A 208-nucleotide genomic window follows, 5' to 3' on the forward strand; every position below is an offset into this window, starting at 1 on the left:
ATAGCAAAAAGGCGCCTTTAGGGCGCCTTTCTACATTGGTGGGTCGTGCAGGATGACTCGGCGTTGCCTCGCCCTTCGGGTCGTTGCCTTCAGCAACGCTGTCTCGCTGTGCTCGACCTGAACCTGCGGCAGGTTCGAACCCCGCCCGGGTGACAGATAGCAAAAAGGCGCCTTTAGGGCGCCTTTCTACATTGGTGGGTCGTGCAGG

Annotated in this window: 1 other RNA gene; it reads right to left on the reverse strand. The window is 59.6% G+C overall.

The window, feature by feature from the left end:
• Positions 1–36 precede the first annotated feature (36 nt).
• A non-coding RNA gene (locus ACZ3HG_RS25130) (RtT sRNA) lies at positions 37–161 on the reverse strand.
• Positions 162–208 lie beyond the last annotated feature (47 nt).

The organism is Erwinia sp. PME.40.26/001, assembly GCF_055556675.1.